Annotated in this window: 18 protein-coding genes, 2 tRNA genes and 1 pseudogene; 12 read left to right on the forward strand and 9 right to left on the reverse strand. The window is 44.0% G+C overall.

Annotated elements, in window-relative coordinates:
• Positions 1 to 19: 19 nt before the first annotated feature.
• Positions 20 to 766 (reverse strand): DUF2807 domain-containing protein, encoded by a 747-nt coding sequence (locus EA408_05510; GenBank protein ID TVR73086.1) that lies wholly within the window; start codon positions 764 to 766, stop codon positions 20 to 22.
• 239 nt (positions 767 to 1,005) lie between these two features.
• On the opposite strand from EA408_05510, the gene EA408_05515 reads away from it, so the two are divergent.
• From EA408_05515 to EA408_05530, 4 genes are all read left to right on the forward strand, one after another.
• Positions 1,006 to 1,097: transfer RNA gene (locus tag EA408_05515), tRNA-Ser, on the forward strand.
• Between the two features lie 78 nt (positions 1,098 to 1,175).
• A tRNA-Pro gene (locus EA408_05520) sits at positions 1,176 to 1,253 on the forward strand.
• Positions 1,254 to 1,736: 483 nt separating this feature from the next.
• The gene (locus tag EA408_05525) at positions 1,737 to 2,081 is read left to right on the forward strand and encodes a type II toxin-antitoxin system RelE/ParE family toxin (GenBank protein ID TVR73087.1); all 345 of its coding nucleotides are present in this window, start codon (positions 1,737 to 1,739) and stop codon (positions 2,079 to 2,081) included.
• Position 2,082: 1 nt separating this feature from the next.
• Positions 2,083 to 2,373 carry an XRE family transcriptional regulator gene (locus EA408_05530; protein TVR73106.1) on the forward strand — a complete coding sequence of 97 codons (291 nt, stop codon included), beginning with the start codon at positions 2,083 to 2,085 and terminating at the stop codon, positions 2,371 to 2,373.
• Positions 2,374 to 2,718: 345 nt separating this feature from the next.
• Here the strand turns inward: EA408_05530 and EA408_05535 are convergent, their stop codons facing one another.
• The 4 genes from EA408_05535 to EA408_05550 all read right to left on the reverse strand — a co-directional run bounded on the left by EA408_05535 (position 2,719) and on the right by EA408_05550 (position 4,692).
• Entirely contained in the window at positions 2,719 to 3,015 is a 297-nt protein-coding gene (locus EA408_05535; GenBank protein ID TVR73088.1) for a type II toxin-antitoxin system RelE/ParE family toxin, read from the reverse strand.
• A complete protein-coding gene (locus EA408_05540) occupies positions 3,015 to 3,263 on the reverse strand; it encodes a hypothetical protein (GenBank protein TVR73089.1) in 249 nt (82 codons plus the stop codon). Before EA408_05540 ends, EA408_05535 begins: the two co-directional genes overlap by 1 nt.
• Before the next feature lie 44 nt (positions 3,264 to 3,307).
• Positions 3,308 to 3,544: a hypothetical protein gene (locus EA408_05545; GenBank protein TVR73090.1), complete on the reverse strand. Its 237-nt coding sequence runs from the start codon at positions 3,542 to 3,544 to the stop codon at positions 3,308 to 3,310.
• A 200-nt stretch (positions 3,545 to 3,744) separates the two neighbouring features.
• Complete coding sequence (locus EA408_05550; protein ID TVR73091.1) at positions 3,745 to 4,692, reverse strand: aldo/keto reductase; 948 nt, start codon at positions 4,690 to 4,692, stop codon at positions 3,745 to 3,747.
• 282 nt (positions 4,693 to 4,974) lie between these two features.
• Between EA408_05550 and EA408_05555 the strand changes: the two are divergent.
• From EA408_05555 to EA408_05565, 3 genes and pseudogenes are all read left to right on the forward strand, one after another.
• A pseudogene (locus tag EA408_05555) lies at positions 4,975 to 5,079 on the forward strand (transcriptional regulator).
• A 219-nt stretch (positions 5,080 to 5,298) separates the two neighbouring features.
• The gene (locus EA408_05560; GenBank protein ID TVR73092.1) at positions 5,299 to 6,288 is read left to right on the forward strand and encodes an arabinan endo-1,5-alpha-L-arabinosidase; all 990 of its coding nucleotides are present in this window, start codon (positions 5,299 to 5,301) and stop codon (positions 6,286 to 6,288) included.
• Between the two features lie 254 nt (positions 6,289 to 6,542).
• Complete coding sequence (locus EA408_05565) at positions 6,543 to 7,331, forward strand: hypothetical protein (protein TVR73093.1); 789 nt, start codon at positions 6,543 to 6,545, stop codon at positions 7,329 to 7,331.
• On the opposite strand, the gene EA408_05570 is transcribed toward EA408_05565, so the two are convergent.
• Complete coding sequence (locus EA408_05570) at positions 7,312 to 7,704, reverse strand: (deoxy)nucleoside triphosphate pyrophosphohydrolase (protein ID TVR73094.1); 393 nt, start codon at positions 7,702 to 7,704, stop codon at positions 7,312 to 7,314. The two genes, EA408_05565 and EA408_05570, sit on opposite strands and share 20 nt — an antisense overlap.
• A gap of 191 nt (positions 7,705 to 7,895) precedes the next feature.
• Here EA408_05570 and EA408_05575 point away from each other — a divergent pair, with 191 nt between their 5' ends.
• Complete coding sequence (locus EA408_05575) at positions 7,896 to 8,945, forward strand: glycoside hydrolase family 5 protein (protein ID TVR73095.1); 1,050 nt, start codon at positions 7,896 to 7,898, stop codon at positions 8,943 to 8,945.
• A gap of 523 nt (positions 8,946 to 9,468) precedes the next feature.
• Here EA408_05575 and EA408_05580 read toward each other — a convergent pair.
• From EA408_05580 to EA408_05590, 3 genes are all read right to left on the reverse strand, one after another.
• Positions 9,469 to 10,089 (reverse strand): hypothetical protein, encoded by a 621-nt coding sequence (locus EA408_05580; GenBank protein ID TVR73096.1) that lies wholly within the window; start codon positions 10,087 to 10,089, stop codon positions 9,469 to 9,471.
• Positions 9,972 to 10,343, reverse strand: coding sequence for a hypothetical protein (locus tag EA408_05585; protein ID TVR73097.1), 372 nt, complete (start codon positions 10,341 to 10,343; stop codon positions 9,972 to 9,974). Before EA408_05585 ends, EA408_05580 begins: the two co-directional genes overlap by 118 nt.
• A 66-nt stretch (positions 10,344 to 10,409) precedes the next feature.
• Positions 10,410 to 13,712 carry a PKD domain-containing protein gene (locus EA408_05590; protein ID TVR73098.1) on the reverse strand — a complete coding sequence of 1,101 codons (3,303 nt, stop codon included), beginning with the start codon at positions 13,710 to 13,712 and terminating at the stop codon, positions 10,410 to 10,412.
• Between the two features lie 338 nt (positions 13,713 to 14,050).
• Between EA408_05590 and EA408_05595 the strand changes: the two genes are divergently transcribed.
• From EA408_05595 to EA408_05610, 4 genes are all read left to right on the forward strand, one after another.
• The gene (locus EA408_05595) at positions 14,051 to 14,938 is read left to right on the forward strand and encodes an SDR family oxidoreductase (GenBank protein TVR73099.1); all 888 of its coding nucleotides are present in this window, start codon (positions 14,051 to 14,053) and stop codon (positions 14,936 to 14,938) included.
• Positions 14,939 to 15,433: 495 nt separating this feature from the next.
• A complete protein-coding gene (locus EA408_05600) occupies positions 15,434 to 16,201 on the forward strand; it encodes a hypothetical protein (protein ID TVR73100.1) in 768 nt (255 codons plus the stop codon).
• 111 nt (positions 16,202 to 16,312) lie between these two features.
• The gene (locus EA408_05605) at positions 16,313 to 17,380 is read left to right on the forward strand and encodes a hypothetical protein (protein TVR73101.1); all 1,068 of its coding nucleotides are present in this window, start codon (positions 16,313 to 16,315) and stop codon (positions 17,378 to 17,380) included.
• Entirely contained in the window at positions 17,355 to 18,098 is a 744-nt protein-coding gene (locus tag EA408_05610) for a response regulator (protein TVR73102.1), read from the forward strand. The genes EA408_05605 and EA408_05610 overlap by 26 nt, the downstream gene beginning before the upstream one ends.
• Positions 18,099 to 18,290 lie beyond the last annotated feature (192 nt).

An 18,290-nucleotide genomic window follows, 5' to 3' on the forward strand; every position in this document is an offset into this window, starting at 1 on the left:
CATTCGACAGGGGGCGGGATTATTTTACCGGCAACTCGATTATCTTCCCGGTTCCGTTAACCCTGGCATTTATCCGCGGTGATCCGCTTACATATATGTCGCCGCTACCGGCTATCTCAGCATTTAGTATTGAATCGACGCGCACATAGCTGTTGCCCGAGCCCATAACCGATATTTCGCATATGTCGTTTTGAAGCCCCCGTGCCTTCACCTTGCCCGATCCTTTAATCTCTATCTTGTGTACCGGCGAGACGCCGTCAATGATAAGGTTGCCCGATCCGTTGATTTTCGATCGCAGCAAGTCAGTGTTTACTGTAGTGGTAATACTTCCCGAACCTGAAATACTGAGTTCAAGATCTTCAGCATCAATAATATCTTCTGCCGTTATGCTGCCTGATCCTGAGACGCACAGCCGGCTCACCGAGGGCATCCCTATGTAAATGGTAATCCTGTTGCTGCTCTGTCTTATGCTCTTCCTGCTCTGGAGGTGCAGGGTTCTGCCGGCCATATCGGCAGCCAGGTATGGCATTAGGTTCCTGTCGGCCTCTATCAGGATTGAATTTGCGTCGTCCTCATAGATTATCACATCAGCCGCTATTTTAAGGTCAACCGAGTTAAATTCGCCTGCATCTCTCATTTCTGTGGTAAGGTTGCCGCAGCCACGAACAAAATTGTACATGAAAGGATCGTTGCAACCTGCACTTAGCATTGCCAATGCTGCTATTATTCCAAACATCGCATTCCGGTAATATCTTACAGTTTCCATCGTAGTAATTTTTTAGACAATGACAATTACAGTATTATTAGTCAAACCTGATGCCATATCGTGTAATCTTCAGTTTGTCAGTATTTAATGCTCCCCTACAGGTGCTTTTACCACTGCCATTTCTGTACAAAAACGAACTCCGGTGACCGATAACGTACACCAGGCAATTATTCCGGCCCCTATTTTCAGATATTATTTTGACATGTTGATTGCTTTTTATACTTTTGTGCTGCTTTTATGGAGAGGTGGGTGAGTGGCTGAAACCAGCAGTTTGCTAAACTGCCGTACCCGAATAAGGGTACCGGGGGTTCGAATCCCCCTCTCTCCGCCACGTTCCGGGAACAACGAAATGTGACAGAGCATCAGTACCTGCGGTGCTCTTTATCTTTTAACCCGGACCGGAAACATTCGGGGTGTAGCGTAGCCCGGTTAGCGCGCCTGCTTTGGGAGCAGGAGGTCGCAAGTTCGAATCTTGCCACCCCGACAAACAAACAAAAGCCTGTCTGTTAATAACAGACGGGCTTTTTGCTATGTGCCTCCGAAACTTGTTTCAGGAGGCACATAGTAATAGGGTATTTTTTCGCGAAGCGAAAAAGGCTTTTGTTTGTTTAGGCATATCAAATTATCAAGATCACCGCAAGGTAATCTGCCACCCGACTTGACAAGACAGCCTGCTGATTTAGCAGGTTGTCTTTTTCTTTATTACATGGGATAAGTTCGATTTCAGTATATTAATCCGTTGCAATATCAGAAAAAATAAAGGGATGAGTGGGAATGGCCCCTTGGGGGACACCAATATCGTTATCTACCTTTTTAAAGGTAATGAAAGAGTATATATGAGCTACTTTACGAAAGGGATTTATGGCTTTCCTTTATAACAGAGTTGCCTGCAATAGCAAGAGAGCCTCACTGCTTAAAAATAATCTTGATTTTATTTTGAAAAAGTAAACCAATTAGTTAACTTTGTGTGATGACAAGAAAGATAATTGCATACAAAGATAACTTTGGTGATTTCTACAAAAGTCAGGATTTAAAGATTCAGGAGAAAATCGAGTATGTGCTGGACTTAGTAAGATTTGAAAGACAAGTCCCAAGGAAATTTTACAAGTTACTTGGAAATACCGATGGGATTTGGGAAGTTCGAGTAATAACGACATTTAAAAATATTAGGATTTTGTGCTTCCAAGACAAAGGAGACCTTGTTGTACTGACAAATTGTTTTCTTAAAAAGACTCAGAAGATTCCTGAAAAGGAGATAAAAATGGCTGAGAAATTAAAAAAAGATTACTTGATTGAAAAATATGGAGGACGATAAGATGAAAAATGTGACTGATTTTGAAGACTTATTAAAAGAAAAGTATGGAGAAAAAGGAACTCCATCAAGAGATAAGTATGATGCTGATTCTTTAGCATTCAGATTGGGAGTAATGCTAAAAGAAGCAAGAAAAGAAGCAAACGTGACTCAAGAAGAACTTGCTGAAAAGACTGGAACAAAGAAAAGCTATATTTCAAGAATTGAACGTGGACAAAGCGATATTCAGATTTCTACATACCACAAATTGATTGAAACTGGCTTAGGAAAACATTTGAACATTTCGATTGGATAAAAAAAAGCGCCCCCCGAAAATCCCGCTGAAAGCGGGAAAAAATTGACGGCGATGCCCGCCGTGTCGACCATGTCCGCCGTTTTGTTTACAAATCTTCCCGATGGTCTGAGGTTCCCCTTTATCCTGACGGCTGATGTGTCCGCCGACCTGCCGAACAGCCCCGTCGCCCGGTTAATATTGATGGCCAACGCATCCCGACGGGTGGGGTGGTCCCTGATAAATATCTGTAATATGTTGATATCTAATTGTATCTGTGAATTTTTTGTTGAAAAAAAGTTCGAACTTCGTATAGAAGTTTGCGACATGACAGGACATCTTCCATTTTCTGGTCGGTGTCCTGCTCTTTTAGTAAGCTATCTTTTTAGGATCCTGGCGGTTGTCCCAAAAGGTGATTAGCTCTAACTCTTTATTCTTGGGTTTTATCCTGTAGTAAAGTGTGTTGTGCTTTGTTATCAAGGCTTTTCTGACATTTTTCTTCTTTCTGGAGGCTTGGAACATTTCAGGATTGTCGGTGATCTGGGTCAGTAAACTTTCAACTTCGTTCATAAAGTTTGTAACTTCCCTTTTGGTCCAGTTTTCTGCTAAATAGTCAAGAACTTTAAAGTAAGTCCTTTTTGCTGTCGGGGTCCAGCTTATCTTCATTAGTCCAGCTTATATTTTGCCCTTGCTTCTTTCATTACCTCTTCGTGAGGGATAAGCTCTCCTTTTTCGGCTTCTGATAAACCTTTTTCTATTGCTTCCTTTTCCTCTGGACTTAACTTATCCCACCAATCGACAGCTTTTCCTTTTAGCACAGCTTCAACCCTGGCAAGGATAGTGGGTTTTTCTGTATTTAATATAAGCTGAACCAGCTCTAATTTTTTCGATTGAAGATTCATATTTACTCTCATTATCTTATACAAATTTAACGATTAATATTCATTTATGGTTTAAATTAATAGATGATATTTATTGATTTACCCCACAGGTTATCCTTATTGTTCAACTTATACTTTTCCACTGAACTCGCCAGCCTGGTATTAACTTTCAGGTTAATGTCCACAACACATAGTTTTTTGTCATATTTCTTTTCCGCCAAAAAACTATCTTTCCGCAAGTGAAAAAAGCGGCCCCCGAAAATCCCGCTGAAAGCGGGAAAAAAATTGACGGCGGTGTCCGCCGTGTCGACCATGTCCGCCGTTTTGTTGACAAATCTTCCCGATGGTCTGAGGTTCCCCTTTATCCTGACGGCTGATGTGTCCGCCGACCTGCCGAACAGCCCCGTCGCCCGGTTAACATTGATGGCTAATGCATCCCGGCGGGTGGGATGGCCCCTGATAAATTATGACATCTGACAAAGGCAAGCCGGGTGAAGATTGCGTATGTTAATTTTTATTCCCACTCCGGAAATTGAGTGATATTGATATCCAGATCGGAAATAGTCCTCATGTCGGACTCATTAAGCTCAAAATCAAATATATTCAGGTTCTCAGCCATATGTGCCTTTTGTGACGTTCGGGGGATGGTAACAATACCTCTCTGGTAATGCCATCTCAGGCTCACCTGGGCATTGGTTTTATTGTATTTTTCACCTATTGATGCGAGCGTCTGATTTGTAAATAGCCCATTGCGCCCTTGTGCAAAAGGAGACCAGGCTTGCATCTGCACCTTGTTTTTGTTTAAAAATTCATACGCTTCGGGCTGCTGAAAAAATGCGTGTGTTTCAATTTGATTGACCGTTGGTCTGATCTGACTGCTGGCAATCAACTCTTTTAGCTGGTCAGGTTCAAAATTACTGACTCCGATTGCCCTGATTTTATTTTTCTTATAGAGTTCTTCCATTGCTTTCCATGTTCCTTTTACATCACCACGGGGCCGATGGATAAGGTATAGGTCCAAATAATCCAAACCCAGTTTATCAAGTGATGTTTCAAATGCTTTTATCGTGTTTTCATAACCCGAATCGTCAACCCAGACTTTTGAGGTTACAAATAGTTCTTCCCTGTTTATTCCGCTCTGCCTGATCCCTTGTCCTACTGCTTCTTCATTGTTATAGATCGTAGCTGTATCAATAAGGCGGTACCCGAGAGAAATTGCATCGGCAACACACTTTTCACCAACTGGCCCGTTAAGATACAAAGTTCCGAACCCAAGAATTGGCATTTTTGCGCCGTTGTTGAGGATAATATTTTCAATGGAGGTTTCTGTCGGATCAATGTTTGTGGCACCAAATAATTTAGATGCTCCTAAACTCGCAATCATTGCAGAAGCTGCATACTTTGCACTCTTCTGTAAAAACTTCCGACGGTTTATTCCATCATTTTGGTTCTTATTTATCATTATAGCCTCCCTGTTTTGTTTATATAAAAATAATATTTGTTTTATGGAAATGATTTATTCTCCTGTAAACCGGACTTCTGGAAAATTTATATACAAATGTACATGAAATTTTTTTCATCCAAATTACACACAGACGGATGAAAAAAATTTCATGGGAAAGCGAAGCGGTTCCGACTGTAAGTCAAAATTTTGTTTCTTTTTAAAGTCAAAATTTTGACTTTTTTACAGGAGAAATATACGAATATCCAGGGATGTAATTGTAAGGAAATTAGTCTGTGCAAAATTTCAAGAATTGAACGTGAATAAATTGATATTCCTATTTCTACATACCGCAAATTGGTTGAGCCTGGCTTAGGAAAACATTTGAACATTTCGATTGGAGAATAAAAGGATGAAGGTTTAGCACGGCGCAATGATGCGGGTTTCATGACAATTGGATTAGATGATCACACTGTCCTGGAACTGTATTATTTTTGAGAAATCCCGGTTGCACTGTTATCTTTGTCTGGCAATAATGTTAATTACCAACTTTTTTCTCACTTGCAGTCAGGTTTGTCAACCGGGTACCCGGAGTTATAAGTATTATTAAAACTCAAAAAAGCGCTTATGAGAATTATACTGTTAATGTTATTCATGCTGCCTGTTATTGAATCCTGCAGGCAGCCGGCCGAAGCCCCTGATACGGTTTACTCCGGCAATCCGCTTTTTGAAGGCTGGTATGCCGACCCTGCCTCCCGCATTTACAATGATACATTCTGGATCTTTCCCACCTATTCTGATTATTATCACCGCCAGGTCTTCTTTGACTGCTTCTCTTCACCCGACCTGGTAAACTGGACCCGGCACGAGAGGATCATTGACACTACCGGGGTCAGTTGGGCAGACAGCGCCATGTGGGCGCCCGCTTCGGTTGAAAAGGACGGTAAATATTATTTCTTCTTCGCGGCCAATGACATGTATGAGGGGGATATCGGAGGAATAGGGGTTGCCGTTTCAGACCGGCCTGAGGGGCCTTACAGGGATTTACTGGGAGAGCCCCTTATCGGGGAAATTGTCAATGGTGCCCAGCCGATAGACCAGTATGTTTTCAAGGATACCGACGGGACATACTACATGTATTACGGGGGATGGGGCCGGTGTAACGTGGTCATGCTGAACGATGATTTTACCGGCCTGGTGCCTTTTGAAGACGGGACCCTCTACCGGGATGTTACACCGGAAGATTACGTGGAAGGGCCCTTTATGTTTATCAGGGACGGGAAGTACTACTTCATGTGGTCGGAAGGAAACTGGACCGGCCCTCACTACAGGGTTGCCTATGCCATATCCGATAATCCTTTCGGCCCTTTCGAGAGAAAAGGCGTTATCCTTGAGCAGGATTCCGAAGTTGCCAGGGGGGCAGGACACCATTCAGTTCTGGAGGTGCCAGGTGAAGATGAGTATTACATCATTTATCACCGGAGGCCGCTTGAAGAAACCCACCGGAACCACCGGGTAGTCTGCATTGAGAGGCTTGAATTCGATGCTGACGGCAACATAAAACCGGTCAGGATAACATTCGAAGGTGTGCCATCAAGAACACTGATCGGCCGCTGACATTTTCGTCTCCTGATCCTTTCGTATTGTAATCATGGTGGTTTTACCAACCACTTTTCAGGAGTTGTCGGTCACATTTATACCGCTATCTCTCGATAAAGTCATGCCAGTTAAAAAGTTTTTTGTAACTTGTGTAAAAACCAATTAGCGGCATCAGGCCCGTTCGTTCATGCAATTTGTTAATTCGACGGTTTTATTTATTTCTGCCTGCTACCCGGAGATGATGTTTTCATAACCCCCAAAATAAATCGATTATGAAAAAGTATGTAATTTTTTTGGCCGTATTAACCTTTGGTATTTTTTTCGAAGGACATTCGCAAAGGATATCCAGGGAACGTATTAGAGATCTGGTCCCTTCGAGGGAAACCATAGACGAGTCTGAAAAGCCTGACAAAATTGTAAGAAAAACTGAAAATGCAACGGTTTACCCGGGCGCAGCAGAGAGAGATCGCTCCAATACCGAAAGTGTATATGGTTCGCATTATACCGATGATCCCGTTGAAGATGTACATGCCTATTACTACAATGAAGCCGGTAATTACAGGAAGACAGAAGATGGCGATTATTTGTATGATTATAAACGGGTAGGTATGGATTTTGACCGGGTTAGAGTTTCCACTTCTTATAATTATGTTTTCCGAGGTGTAACAGATGCTTTGCGTGAACTGAGTGATGCACAGACGCGGGGGCTGATCTCCAGTGATGAATATACTGAAATAAGTAGAGAATTTAACCAGGTAAGAGGCATGTGGAAATCCGGCATTCCCGCTGAAGATATATTTCAAAGTTATTATCTTAGACTTAACCTAAATGCTTTAGTACAAGAAAGGGAAGAAAAGTACGAGAGAGAAAAGGGCAACATGACATCCGAAGAACAAATTGCCTACATGAGGGAAAGTGCCGAGATATATATTAAGATTGAGGAATTAAACAACTCGCGTGAGTTTGTTGATGAGTGGATAAAATGCCTTGAAGAGATGAGAGAATCGCTTGAGGGTGAAGGAAATACCTGGAATGTAGCTATCAGGATATCCCTTCTCTAAGATAGTTTTCCACAACCGGTATATCTGCCCCGGCCCAGTCCAGTGAACGGAGATCAGATACTCTGACCCATTTTATCTGCCGGTGCTCCCTGGCGACGGGCGAACCCTCCTTAATGCGGCACCTGAAGGGCACAAGCTCAAAGGGATTGCGGCCAGGGTAGCTGTGTACATTTGATGCCAGTCTACCGGTTATCCCGATTTCTATGCCCAGCTCTTCCTGGATCTCGCGCCTGAGACAGTCCTCGGGACTTTCACCCTCTGTTTTTTTTCCCCCGGGGAACTCCCATTTTAAAGGCAGGTGCATCGACCCGCTCCTCTGGGCGCACAGCACCATTCCATCTTTTTCGATTATCGCGCATGTAACAATTATCATGAGGCACAAATATCTTTGGATTAAACTATTAAGGTGACGGTGAGTTATAAGTAATATTGATCACAGGCAAAGATAACCGGTTTTTCCAACAGCGGTCTGATACCGGCAGATGTATTATATTTGTTAGGACATAGAGAATAATAGAATACCGTTTTACTATATTTGACGGTGACAACCAAATCTCAGTACTCATGAAGATAATCAGCATCTACAGATTTCTAATTACTACAGTCTTATTTTCAGCTATTCCGGCCCTTACAACAATTGCGGCAGAACCTTCAGCTGAAACGGCAACGGGAAGCCTTCCCCTGATCTCGGTCGAAGGCAACCGGTTTGTTGATGAAAACGGGAACACGGTGACCTTCCAGGGAGTGAGCGTTGCCGATCCCCACAGGCTGGAGAATATCGGGCAATGGAACCGGGAGCTCTTCAGGGAAATATCTGACTGGGGAGCAAACGTGATACGTTTGCCGGTACATCCCATGTGGTGGAGGGAGCGCGGTACCGACGCATACCTTGAACTGATCGACCAGGCGGTTGAATGGGCAAGGGAGTTTGATATCTATCTTATCATTGACTGGCACTCCATCGGAAACCTCCGTACCGAACTTTTTACGCGCGATATATACGAAACGTCATTGCGGGAAACATTTGAGTTCTGGCGCATCATAGCATCAAGATATGCAGGCGAGCCGGTTGTTGCCTTCTATGAGATCTTCAATGAACCAACCACAAGCAGCGACAGGCTGGGAGCCGTCTCATGGGAGCAGTGGAAAGAGATCGTTACCGATATAATCATCATAATCTTTGCCAATAACCCTGATGCAATACCGCTTGTGGCCGGGTTCGACTGGGGCTATGACCTTACCCCGGTAAGGCATTCACCGCTTGATATTGAAGGTATTGCCTACGTTACCCATCCCTATCCCCAGAAAAGGAGCCAGCCATGGCTGCCCAAGTGGGAGGAGGATTTTGGCTTTGCCGCCGACACCTACCCGGTCTTTGCAACTGAGCTGGGCTTCATGCAGGAGGAGGAGCGGGGCGCCCACATCCCGGTCATCGGTGATGAGGAGTATGGCCGTACCCTGATGAGGTATTTCAGGGAGAAGGGCATATCATGGGTCGCATGGGTATTTGACCCTCAGTGGTCGCCCATGCTGATAGAGGACTGGGATTATACTCCGACCCGCTCGGGGCGGTTCTTCCGTGATGTGATGCTGGGTAAAGAGAAGCTGGATTAACCCGGAGAACATAATGAACCGTCGGCTCGGCTTCATTCGATGGAGAAGGTACAAGGCTGGATTAACCCGGAGAACTGATGAACATGCAGGGTTGCAGTTCCGGTAACAATTGAGCGCAAACAGTTCAAAGTAAGCTGTTCGCGCTTTTTTTACCAGTTGAGTGAATAAATAGCGTTCCATTTACATAAGCTATGATTGAATACAACACCCTGAATAGATCGCAAAGGCTTGATCAGTAAAACAATGTAGAATTATTGTTTTACGATGCGAATGAGGTTGCTGGAATTATTGTTTACTATACAGATCAGGTAATTCATCTTCGAATAAAACAAAGGGGTGGTTTTTGTAGCATTTTCATCGACAAGACCAATGCTATTTGTTTCGCAGGTGGTGCATCCTGAAAGAACAGTAAGAAGTAGAATAAATGGTAATGCAAGGTTGACACATGGATTTGAAAACATGGAGTTCTGTTGCATATCATCTTTTTCTGGCATGGTTTTATTCATTTTTTAGATTTGGATAATTAAAATAAATTGGGGTGCGATTGAGCATCAACAGGCCTGGGAGCATCATCGCCCCATAACCAGTAAAAGGGCATTTCATCAAAAGTTGATGTGCCCAATATGCGAGGGTCCTGCGTTTCAAGGAGAAATCCATTGAGCCTTTCTTTGAGTGCGTTAAAAATCTTTTGGTGTTCTTTTTTGTTTGCGAGGTTTACAAGGTTTTCCGGGTCATCAGGAATATAATAGAGCTCATATTCGTGCCTTTTATGAAAGGCCAGTTTATAGAAAGGCATGCCATTATCTGAGGTAACAACAATGATTGTATTGTCAAGTTCGCCGCTTGCTTCCAACATGTCGAGCATGCGAACCAGGTGCTTGTCCTGATGGTTGATCTCATAGAAATAGTCCAGAATATCTGATCTTACCTCATGCACATCAGGAAGAAATGATGGCACATTTACAGAATCTGCATTCATACCCGATTCAAGCCCGATGCCCTTTTTATATATTCTATGCGGTTCGCTTACACCCACCCAGAAAAAGAAGGGTCTTTCAGGATACCGCCAAACAACTGTGCTCCTTCTGCAATCTGCCACGGATACTTTCCTGTAAGTATGGATGCCCGGCAAGGTGCACACGATGGTGCAGGGGCAAAAGCGTTGGCAAAGAGTATTCCTTCTTTTACCACACGGTCAAATCCGGGTGTTTGAACCTGCCTTTCTCCATTTGCAGATGTATGAAGCCATGACTGGTCATCGGTTAAATAAAACAGGATGTTTGGCCTTTGCCCAATAAGTTCATCTGTCCGGTCTTTATCCGGTCCCGGCTGGCATTGAGCAAATGCAAGTGAAGTAGCAATAATGGGTACTTGAAACTTAACAAAAGAGCCTGCCATCTTCTTAGATTAAAAAGGGGTTAGTTGTTAATGTTCTTTATATCTCTGAAAAAAGTTCCGGAGATATCAAAAAGCAATAATAATTTTGCCAATATAAAACCTTGATTTCTTTTCAGATTGTATCGTGAGAAAATATATGCCGCTTTCAAGAGAATTTGGGAAATAATAACTGCGGGATGAGCCAGCAGTCATCTCGCTGATCATATCATTCCAAACAACCTTCCCGGAAATATCAAAAAGTTCAATCATATAACTGCCAACCATATTCCTGTTCGTTTCCAGAATAAAAAAATCTTTAACCGGATTTGGATAAATTTTAAAACCATCCTGTTTGTCCAGGTTAAAAACATGGGAGGGTGTTGTGGCAGTAATATCAATGGTATCAGGCTCGCTATCCTGGTATTGATCATTTACCACCAGGGTGATCCTATATATACCAGGCACATCAGCACTGAAGACAGCGTCCACAGAATTTTCGTTATCCAGTCTTGCATTCACGCTGTTTTCTGGTTTTACCGCTAGAGTCCACAGGTAAGAAAGCGGAAATCCATTAGGATCAAAGCTTGCGGACCCATCAAGAGTATGATCGGTAGAAACAGGAATGGTTATATTTTCTCCTGCAACAGCAACGGGTGGTGTTGTAATAAAAACGTTAACCGTATCTGGCAGAGATGTTTCTTCTGCATCACTTACTGTAAGGGCAAAACGATAGTCACCGCCAAAAACGGGGTTTAGACTGATTTCAATAAGTGAAGGATCCTCAATGATAAGATTGCTGCCATCTGGTTGAGTGATCAGCGACCATTGGTATGCTGTTAACGGTATGCCTTTGGGATTAAAGCTCTTCTCTCCGGAAAGTTCAATAACAGAGTTCTTGGGTAGTTTTTGATCGTTGCCGGCCAATGCTACCGGATGCATATACTCTTCCTTAAATTCGAGTTTGATAGCAATATCCTTGTTGAATTCAGGTACAGAAAGATTTCGAAATGGAGGAATATGGGTTTTTACCTGCGGATCAGAAATGTCTCCGGTAACCGGATCATAGATAGTGAGCATGTAATATCCCATTGGAAATTCTGTTAAATCAAGAACAACTCCGGAAATATTCTCTTCAAAATTTTCGTGATACAGGTAGTAATAGAAATTTCCAGCATCGGTTTTCATTCCATTAACTTTCACGTTTTCCACATTCGCATTAAAGCTGAAAGCGGTAGGATTTCCCTGGGCAACCAGATCAACATTTTCGAAATAGGCAGCCATCGGGGCAAAGTAGGAATACCAGCCCTGCTCAATGGCTTTGTCCCAATTCCAGTGAAGGCTTGGAAAATGGTTGAAATATGTAACCCATTTAGCATTGCGCACTTCATCGCCGGTTTCGGCAAGTCCCGACTTGCCAAACTCACCGCACATCAGAGGCAGATCGGTGATTCCCAGCATGTTGTTGTAATAGTGAAGTAGAGATTGCGTTACCTTATCCCCATAAGTATGAAACTGGAAAAGATCCAGTTCATTGCTTTGTCCGAGGGGAGCTACCAGGGGATGCCCAAGCCAGCCGCTGATACTGGTTGTTGTGATATGGTTATAGGGATCAAGCTCCTTCATGAATATTGCCATTTCCTCATGCCATTCCACTACGTCATCAACCCAGGAGGGAGGATTATTCATGTGTTCGCCTGTCAGGTCAACTTCATTGAAGAATTCCCATGCAAACAAGTTTGTTGAATAACCCCATCTGGCTATATAATAGCGAAACAGGTTGCGTGTGTGTGTTTTTGCCAGCTCATTTCCAAAAAATTCTGCAGGTTTGTCCAGGTATCCTCCATTGGCAACATTATAAGGGTTCAGGTCCCAGTTGGAGTTAACATTTTCAGACAGAATGCCGTGCTGGAACATGGTTAGCATGATCTGAATACCGTTTTCCCTGCATAGCTCAAAGATAGAGTCCAGAAGGCCGGCTGCTTGCTGGCTGTACCTTCCAATACCTTCGTAATAAGAATATCCGTTACGTCCTTCCAGAGATTGTGAGGCAAAGGTAACAGTCCAGTACCGCAACATATTGGCATTGTTTTCCCCCAGCATGGAGATATGATCATGGTAATCGGCGATCTTATCCTGTTTTATGCTCCAGGCCACATTTTCGCCAATGGGCAGATAGTGTTCTCCTGTGGAGTGTCTGTAATAGTTTTTTAAATCTGGATCGAGATAAACAAAACCCTTGTTTTGCGATGAGAAAACCATCAGTTCATAAGTCTCTGATGTGAATTGCCCATCTTCATCTTCCAGATGAATGATAATCTGGTAAGTCCCTTCCTGCTGAGGTGTAAACCGAACCTTCCAGCACTGGAAGTTTGGATCATTCACCCATAGACCAGCCTCGTCGGGGACGCTTTTAATATAATAGAATGCGGGCATAAAGTACGACTCCCCGTCGGGTGGTATGATCTCAGCATCCACCTTTACAATATCCGGATCGTATGGATTGCTGTAGGTTTTTGTCAGTTGAAATACTCCTTCCACTTTTGCATGTACTTCGGATACTGTGTTTGTAAAGGTCAGGCCGCTAAACAGCTCACCATAATTAAAAACAAACAGGTTGGTGCTTTCTGATGCCGATTTACCCCCGGTGTTTGTAAGTTCAAGAGTAAACTGATAAGAACCCGGTGATGCATATCGGTGTGTCACTATGTTTTCGCTTGTTGATAAGGTATTTCCGTCTCCAAAATCCCAATTGTAGGTAAGTTCGAGTCCGTTCCAGTCAAAAGACCCGGAACCGTCAAAAGTAACTGTACTGTCAGTATATATCAGAAGTGGATCAATTTTGTAATCAATAACTGGATACCCTTCCTCCGCCATAGGATTAGAAAACTTAAAATCATCAAGATATACGATAGCTGGAGAGTTATTATCAACCCCGGCAGCTATTTCAAGCCTGGTAAAAGGCATTCCCATGGCTGTACTTACGTCAATTTCAAGTTCAACCCATTCATTGGGCTCAGGCATATTGTGATAATTGTGAGCCCAGCTTTCAGTCACCACCGAAGACCCATTCCAGAACTTGTAGTAAACACGCCCTTGTGTTGAGGAGTGCACCTTAAAGGTCATTTTTGTGCTGTTGCCGAAGTTCATCGTCTCGGAGAAAATCATGGCCACATAATGCCAGTTCCCCTCTGCTTTTTCGTACCTCAACACTTTACTGCTGGGGTTTATGTCATCCTGAAAAGGATTGTCTACAACCTGGGCATTGCCATTTTCAACCAGTGGTGTGGTTTCAGGAGTTTCGAAATCGGCAAAACTCTGGGCATAAAAAATAGAGTAACAGACCATAAAAATGAATGTCAAAACCATTTTTTTGGAAGAATATCTGGTCATAGATTGGTGTTTTTCAATGGAAACGGTTCATGGAGTTTCCGCCTGGACAATAATACGAAAATTTATAAGAGTTTTTAGTTAAAGAAATCACGATAAATTTATGATTATCCTGAATTAAGACATAAAGAACTCAAATTTCCAGTCTGACTCACAACATACGGCTTAAAGTATTATTAGCAGGGGCAACAGGATCAATTGGAAAAAGATTGATGACTGGATTGTTCTGGTAATAATTTACGGATTATCTTATTATTGGTATTTTGTATTCCCTTTACAGGGAATAGTACGCAGGGGTTTGATAAAAGAAGTTAACTTTATGTATCGAACAGGAAGGGAATATGGACAAGAACAGTATTGTTGTTATTACGGGTGCCAATTCAGGAATAGGGAAAGCGACTTCCATTGAACTTGCCAGGACCGGGGCTGTCATAATAATGGCCTGCCGAAGCAAGGAGCGTGGAGAAGAGGCCCTTCAGGATGTGAGGGCCTTAAGTGGAAATAAATCAGTGGAACTTATGCTCTGTGATTTAGGTTCTTTAAAAAGCATAAGGGATTTTTGTTCTAATTTTAAGAGAAAGTATAAACAGCTTAATGTGCTTATTAATAATGCAGGTGTTATTCTGCCCGGGTATCATCAAACATCCGACGGATTTGAACTCCAATTTGGTGTTAATCACCTTGGCCACTTTCTTTTAACCACTGAGCTGCTGGACATTCTTATTGCAAGTGCTCCTGCAAGAATTATCAATGTTACTTCAGGTGCACATAAAGCAGGCAGGATATATTTTGAAGATATAAATCTTGAGAAAAATTATAAATTTTGGCGTGCCTACGCACAATCCAAATTAGCGAATATTCTATTTACTTATGAGTTGGCAGAAAGGCTGAAAGGGACGGGCGTTACCGCAAATTGTTTTCACCCCGGTGCAGTTGCCACAAGAATGGGGATAAACAGAGATACTGGCTTTGGTACATTTATTACCCGCCTGTTGAAACCTTTTTTTCAGACTTCTGAACAGGGTGCAGAAACGGCAATATATCTTGCAACTTCTGGTGATGTTGAAGGGGTGACAGGGAGGTATTTTTATAAAAAAAGACCGGTGCAATCCTCAAATAGGTCATACGACAGGGCCACCGCAAAGAAACTCTGGGATCTAAGTGAAAAAATGGTTGAGACAGGTGATTTTAATAACAGGCCAGAGCTGGGTTATCCTGTTGACCAATAACGCAGTAACGGTTATATAAAACGGTTAATATTGCGGAAATACGAACTACGTTTTCATCGGCTTTTGCATATGATACCGGGCTGCTGCTTGATACAGACGACCATGACGATACAAAATAAGGTGCCAGAAATGTAAGTATAACCATCAGGCAATTAATATCATCCGGGCTGAAAGAATACGCCCGCTCCGGGTGGTTTATGTTAAGGATCAGCCCGGCCAGCAGGACAACCCTCAGGGCCCTGCGCTGAACGTTTTTATCAGCAAAAAGGTGAAGGTTGTACCTTACCTGTTCTTTATTTATAATTGGAAGGTAACTGTTTAGTTGATAAGATCGCTTTTCTCAACCGTTACATTCGCCGGCAAAAAACCACCATTCGCCGATTTTCTCTTTTACCGCGCATGGCGATGTCATACATTTGTTGCGTATATCAAAAAATTTAATAATCAAACGTCCCGCGCCATCAGGCCCGGGGCAGATAAAAGGAGGAAATCAAAATGGAAAGAATAGATGACAATGGCAGGATGCATGACCCGGGCAGGAAGCATGACTTCGAAAAGAGGCATGAGATCGGCAGAAGTGCAGTTACACTTATCGGCGCTTTGCTTGTTTTGGCAGGAGCGCTTCTTATAGTTGATCATCTTAACCTGTTACCCTTCAGGTTAAGGGGCATAATTTTTACATGGCAGATGCTGCTGATCGTTCTGGGGCTGGTCTTCATGACCAAGCGCGACGGAAGGCTTGCAGGGATCATACTGCTGTCTATAGGGGTGTTTTTCCTGCTCCCTAAATTAACAATTCTGCCGGTTCACGCAAGCAGGCTTTTCTGGCCGGCACTGCTTATTGTCGTGGGAGTGTTGATAATATTCAAGGGCTCTTTCAGGAGGGGGCTCGGGTATTCGGGCAGCAAACTGAATGGCGATGCTATTGAAGATGTCAATGTTTTCGGGGGGCATGACCGGATAATAGAGACCCCCAACTTCAAAGGCGGTGAGATAGTGAATGTTTTCGGAGGGGGCAATTATGACCTGCTGCAGTCCAGGCTGTCGCCCGGCAACAACGTGCTTGAGGTGGTGATGATATTCGGCGGGTCGAAGATCATCGTGCCGCAGGACTGGGACGTTAAGGTTGATGTGGCAGCGGTGTTCGGCGGCTTCAGCGACAAGCGTATAAAGTCGCCCGAAATAACAAGGGATCCTTCGCGCACCCTTATTATAAAAGGAGTAGCTATATTTGGGGGAGGAGAGCTGGTCAATTTTAACTGAAAGCTGATTTGCCCGGCCCGGTAACTGGTCAATTTTAACTGAAAGCTGATTTGCCCGGCCCGGTAACTGATTAACTTTGTCTGGCAACTGATCAACTTTAATTGATAGCAGATGCACCCGATCCTGCTGAACAGGAAAAATCTCTTGCTGTACGCACTTGCCTGGATATTCATAATGGCTGTCCAGGCAGGTGTGCTTGTTTATTATTTCAATCTGGATAAAGGCCCGGCGCTGGCCGACAGCATTGTTTTCAACCTCATCTTTTCGGTGACCGGACTGCTGATGTGGTACCCGGTAAGGTACATGCCGCTTAGCGGGCGCAGAACTGTTACGGTTTACCTCAACTTCACAGCCCTGGGTATCGTGGTTGTTGGTGTCTGGTTGGCATCGGGCTACCTTATAATGAGGCAGCTCTTCTTTGACGATGAGGCGGTTATCAGGTCAGTGGCCGGATCGGTGCCTTACCGCGTTGTTTTTGGGGTTCTTCTGTACGTGATGGTTTTGCTGGTTTATTACCTGATAGTCTACTCCCGCAACCTGGCCGAAAAGGCCGGGAACGAGGCAAGACTCGAGACAATGGTAAAGGAGGCTGAGCTGAACATGCTCAAATCACAGATCAACCCGCACTTTATGTTCAACGCTCTCAATTCTGCCAGTGCCCTTACACTCAGTGATCCTGCTGCTGCAAGGGAGATGATCATCAGGCTTTCGGAGTTCCTCAGGTATTCCCTGAAGCTGGCCGATAGTGAGATTAACCCGCTGAAGGATGAGATTGCCAATGTACAAAGGTACCTTGAGATCGAAAAGGTACGCTTCGGCAGCAGGATGAAATTTGAGATAGATACGGGCGAGGGATGCGAAAACCGGCCGGTACCTTATCTTATACTCCAGCCTTTGGTTGAAAATGCGATCAAACACGGGGTTTACGAAAGCACAGGAACGGTAACCATCAGTATGAAGTGCCGTATAGAAGGAGACATGCTTGCCATCCGTATCTCAAATGATTTTGACAGCGGGAGCCCTGCAAGGAGCGGGGCCGGTATCGGACTAAAAAATGTGCGGGAAAGGATGAGGCTTTTTTACGGCAGGGATGACCTTTTGCTTTCGCGGAAGGAGGACGGAATGTTTGTTGCAAACCTGTTTATACCAAATAATGAGGATAAAAGCGTTGATAGTTGATGACGAGGAGCTTGCCAGGAGTATCCTTACAGAGTACCTCAAAAGCTATCCGGGTATTGAAGTGGCCGGAGAGTTTGCAGACGGTTTCTCAGCCCTGAAGGCTGTCAGGGAGCTTAAACCCGACCTGGTTTTTCTTGATGTGCAGATGCCGAAGCTGACCGGCTTCGAGATGCTTGAACTTCTTGACGATGCTCCTGAGATAATTTTCACCACCGCTTATGATCAATATGCTATCAGGGCCTTTGAGATAAATGCGGTTGATTACCTCCTGAAACCCTTTTCGGAAGAGAGGTTCAGGGAGGCCGTCGGGAAGGCGGTAAAGAGGCTGGGTGAAAAGAATAAGCCTGTTATTGAACAGCTTAAGAGCCACCTCGATAAGTCAGCCGGCATCATCTCGCGCGTGGTGGTCAGGAGCGGGGGCAGGATAAGGGTGATACCTGTCGAACAGATAGCCTATATAGAGGCTCTCGATGATTATGTGATGATATACACCGAAACCGGCAGGTTCATAAAGCAGAAGACCATGAAGTTTTTTGACAACCATTTGCCGGGCGATGAGTTTATAAGGGTGCACAGGTCGTATATAGTAAAGGCCGGACTGATCGAAAAGATAGAGCCATACGGCAAAAGCTCATGGGTCGTGGTTCTTAAAGGGCCGTTCAGGGTCCCCGTAAGCCGCTCAGGCTATACCCTTCTGAAGGAAGTCCTCGATATCTAACTGGTAAGCCTTTCTGATAAGTATTGATGCAGTCCCGGGAAAGTCAGACATGCTGCCAGTGGTTGTGAACCGGGATCAGGTAAGATCTCAATCTCTGATACAGCGCACCGAGTATCCGTTCCCCTTGGGTGAGTGGCTCCGGTAAATGCTGCCCGAACCGGCGTGGATTGATCTGTGCCAGGCTTCTGCCGA

Source organism: Marinilabiliales bacterium, assembly GCA_007695015.1.
Classification (GTDB): domain Bacteria; phylum Bacteroidota; class Bacteroidia; order Bacteroidales; family PUMT01; genus PXAP01.

What these genes read in the sequence shown, in the direction of transcription:
- EA408_05510 (TVR73086.1), bottom strand. Translation starts at nt 766, where the DNA reads ATGGAAACTGTAAGATATTACCGGAATGCGATGTTTGGAATAATAGCA.
- EA408_05525 (TVR73087.1), top strand. Translation starts at nt 1,737, where the DNA reads ATGACAAGAAAGATAATTGCATACAAAGATAACTTTGGTGATTTCTAC.
- EA408_05530 (TVR73106.1), top strand. Translation starts at nt 2,083, where the DNA reads ATGAAAAATGTGACTGATTTTGAAGACTTATTAAAAGAAAAGTATGGA.
- EA408_05535 (TVR73088.1), bottom strand. Translation starts at nt 3,015, where the DNA reads ATGAAGATAAGCTGGACCCCGACAGCAAAAAGGACTTACTTTAAAGTT.
- EA408_05540 (TVR73089.1), bottom strand. Translation starts at nt 3,263, where the DNA reads ATGAGAGTAAATATGAATCTTCAATCGAAAAAATTAGAGCTGGTTCAG.
- EA408_05545 (TVR73090.1), bottom strand. Translation starts at nt 3,544, where the DNA reads ATGGTCGACACGGCGGACACCGCCGTCAATTTTTTTCCCGCTTTCAGC.
- EA408_05550 (TVR73091.1), bottom strand. Translation starts at nt 4,692, where the DNA reads ATGATAAATAAGAACCAAAATGATGGAATAAACCGTCGGAAGTTTTTA.
- EA408_05560 (TVR73092.1), top strand. Translation starts at nt 5,299, where the DNA reads ATGAGAATTATACTGTTAATGTTATTCATGCTGCCTGTTATTGAATCC.
- EA408_05565 (TVR73093.1), top strand. Translation starts at nt 6,543, where the DNA reads ATGAAAAAGTATGTAATTTTTTTGGCCGTATTAACCTTTGGTATTTTT.
- EA408_05570 (TVR73094.1), bottom strand. Translation starts at nt 7,704, where the DNA reads ATGATAATTGTTACATGCGCGATAATCGAAAAAGATGGAATGGTGCTG.
- EA408_05575 (TVR73095.1), top strand. Translation starts at nt 7,896, where the DNA reads ATGAAGATAATCAGCATCTACAGATTTCTAATTACTACAGTCTTATTT.
- EA408_05585 (TVR73097.1), bottom strand. Translation starts at nt 10,343, where the DNA reads ATGGCAGGCTCTTTTGTTAAGTTTCAAGTACCCATTATTGCTACTTCA.
- EA408_05590 (TVR73098.1), bottom strand. Translation starts at nt 13,712, where the DNA reads ATGACCAGATATTCTTCCAAAAAAATGGTTTTGACATTCATTTTTATG.
- EA408_05595 (TVR73099.1), top strand. Translation starts at nt 14,051, where the DNA reads ATGGACAAGAACAGTATTGTTGTTATTACGGGTGCCAATTCAGGAATA.
- EA408_05600 (TVR73100.1), top strand. Translation starts at nt 15,434, where the DNA reads ATGGAAAGAATAGATGACAATGGCAGGATGCATGACCCGGGCAGGAAG.
- EA408_05605 (TVR73101.1), top strand. Translation starts at nt 16,313, where the DNA reads ATGCACCCGATCCTGCTGAACAGGAAAAATCTCTTGCTGTACGCACTT.
- EA408_05610 (TVR73102.1), top strand. Translation starts at nt 17,355, where the DNA reads ATGAGGATAAAAGCGTTGATAGTTGATGACGAGGAGCTTGCCAGGAGT.